This is a genomic window from Streptomyces fuscigenes (assembly GCF_021556455.1).
Taxonomy (GTDB): domain Bacteria; phylum Actinomycetota; class Actinomycetes; order Streptomycetales; family Streptomycetaceae; genus Streptomyces; species Streptomyces fuscigenes.
Map to the genome: position 1 here is coordinate 1 of NZ_JAKGCV010000635.1, position 2,400 is coordinate 2,400.

The window sequence follows — 2,400 nt, forward strand, 5'->3', positions numbered from 1 at the left end:
TGGGCCGCCGGGGCGGGGTCGGGCGAGCGCGTGGCCCCGCCCGCACCGTGGTGCTCGCGGTGCTCGCGGTGCGGGGGCGGCCGGCAGCCCCCGTTCCCCGGCCGCCCCCCGCGCCCGTCAGCCGAGCGTGGCGCCCGCCGGCAGCTCGACCTTGGCGCCCAGCTCCACGAGCTTGTCCATGAAGTTCTCGTAGCCCCGGTTGATCAGGTCGATCCCGTGCACCCGTGAGGTGCCCTGGGCCGCCAGTGCCGCGATCAGGTACGAGAAGCCGCCGCGCAGGTCGGGGATGACCAGGTCGGCGCCCTGGAGCCGGGTCGGCCCGGAGACGACGGCCGAGTGCAGGAAGTTGCGCTGGCCGAAGCGGCAGTGCGAGCCGCCCAGGCATTCGCGGTAGAGCTGGATGTGCGCACCCATCTGGTTGAGCGCCGAGGTGAAGCCGAGCCGCGACTCGTACACCGTCTCGTGCACGATCGACAGGCCGGACGCCTGCGTCAGCGCCACCACGAGCGGCTGCTGCCAGTCCGTCTGGAAGCCCGGGTGGACGTCCGTCTCCAGCGCGATCGACTTCAGCGAGCCGCCCGGGTGCCAGAACCGGATGCCCTTGTCGTCGATCTCGAAGGCGCCGCCGACCTTCCGGTACGTGTTGAGGAAGGTCATCATCGAGCGCTGCTGCGCGCCACGCACGTAGATGTCGCCCTCGGTGGCCAGCGCCGCCGAAGCCCAGGACGCCGCTTCCAGGCGGTCCGGGATCGCGTGGTGGTTGTAGCCGCCGAGGCTGTCCACGCCCGTGATCCGGATGGTCCGGTCGGTGTCCATCGCGATGATGGCGCCCATCTTCTGCAGCACGCAGATGAGGTCCTCGATCTCGGGCTCCACCGCCGCGTTCGACAGCTCGGTGACACCCTCCGCGAGCACCGCGGTCAGCAGCACCTGCTCGGTCGCGCCGACCGACGGGTACGGCAGCCGGATCTTCGTGCCGCGCAGCCGCTGCGGAGCCTCCAGGTACTGGCCGTCCGCGCGCTTGTCGATCGTCGCCCCGAACTGGCGCAGCACGTCGAAGTGGAAGTCGATCGGCCGCCCGCCGATGTCGCAGCCGCCGAGCCCCGGGATGAACGCGTGGCCGAGGCGGTGCAGCAGCGGGCCGCAGAACAGGATCGGGATCCGGGAGGATCCCGCGTGGGCGTCGATGTCGGCGACGTTGGCGCTCTCCACGTGCGTGGGGTCGAGCACCAGCTCGCCCGGCTCCTCGCCGGGCCGCACGGTCACGCCGTGCAGCTGCAGCAGGCCCCGCACGACGCGGACGTCGCGGATGTCCGGCACGTTGCGCAGTCTGCTCGGCGTGGAGCCGAGCAGCGCGGCGACCATCGCCTTGGGGACCAGGTTCTTCGCGCCGCGCACGCGGATCTCCCCCTGGAGCGGGGTGCCGCCGTGGACAAGCAGTACATCATCGGAGCCGGTGCCGGTCATGAATCTCGCGTTCCGGAGTGGGCGGTCGGGGGATGGGTGCCGAACATACGGCCCGGTAAGCCTAAGGCGCGTCAGACCCCCTCCCGTAGGTCCCCGCAGGCCCCCGGAACGTAATGAATTCGGCATAACACCCTGTGTGCGCCCGCGAACACGCACCGTCGCCGACGGTCGCGGCACTCCGGCGGGCGGGGACATGCCGGTGGTGCCCCCCTGAGCTGCACGCACGTGCGCAGGGCCCGCACGGGCCCGCCGCGGGCGAGAATGCGGGATCATGTGTCGCATGACCGAGGTGTCCTCGCTCACAGGCCGGCTGCTCGTCGCGACGCCCGCCCTGGCGGATCCGAACTTCGACCGCGCGGTCGTCCTGCTGCTCGACCACGACGGCGAGGGCTCGCTCGGCGTGGTCCTCAACCGTCCGACCCCCGTCGACGTGGCGGACATCCTCGAACCCTGGGCCGAGCACACCGGCGAGCCCGGGGTCGTCTTCCAGGGCGGTCCCGTCTCCCTCGACTCCGCCCTCGCGCTCGCCGTCATCCCCGGCGAGGAGGGCCCTCTCGGCTGGCGCCGGGTGCACGGCGCGATCGGCCTGGTCGACCTGGACACCCCGCCCGAACTGCTGGCCAGCGCGCTCGGCTCGCTGCGCATCTTCGCCGGGTACGCGGGCTGGGGGCCCGGCCAGCTGGAGCGGGAGCTGAAGGAGGGTGCCTGGTACGTCGTGGAGTCCGAGCCGGGCGACGTGTCCTCGCCCCGGCCCGAGACGCTGTGGCGTGCGGTGCTGCGCCGCCAGCGCGGAAAGCTCGCGATGGTCGCCACGTACCCGGACGACCCCTCGCTGAACTGACCGCCCGCCGGGACCGGCCTCGCGCGCCCCACGCCCGCGCGCGGCGCCCGCATGCCCGACCCCCGATGGCCGGGCCCGGCGCGCCGGGGAGC

2 protein-coding genes are annotated in these 2,400 nt (G+C 73.0%); one reads left to right on the forward strand and one right to left on the reverse strand.

Annotated features, from left to right (window positions below):
• Positions 1 to 117: 117 nt before the first annotated feature.
• Positions 118 to 1,467, reverse strand: coding sequence for a UDP-N-acetylglucosamine 1-carboxyvinyltransferase (murA, locus tag L1885_RS27195; protein WP_235799810.1), 1,350 nt, complete (start codon positions 1,465 to 1,467; stop codon positions 118 to 120).
• A 280-nt stretch (positions 1,468 to 1,747) separates the two neighbouring features.
• On the opposite strand from murA, the gene L1885_RS27200 reads away from it, so the two are divergent.
• A complete protein-coding gene (locus tag L1885_RS27200) occupies positions 1,748 to 2,308 on the forward strand; it encodes a YqgE/AlgH family protein (RefSeq protein WP_235799811.1) in 561 nt (186 codons plus the stop codon).
• Positions 2,309 to 2,400 lie beyond the last annotated feature (92 nt).

Coding starts and splice junctions, on each gene's coding strand:
- murA (WP_235799810.1), bottom strand. CDS start 1,467: ATGACCGGCACCGGCTCCGATGATGTACTGCTTGTCCACGGCGGCACC.
- L1885_RS27200 (WP_235799811.1), top strand. CDS start 1,748: ATGACCGAGGTGTCCTCGCTCACAGGCCGGCTGCTCGTCGCGACGCCC.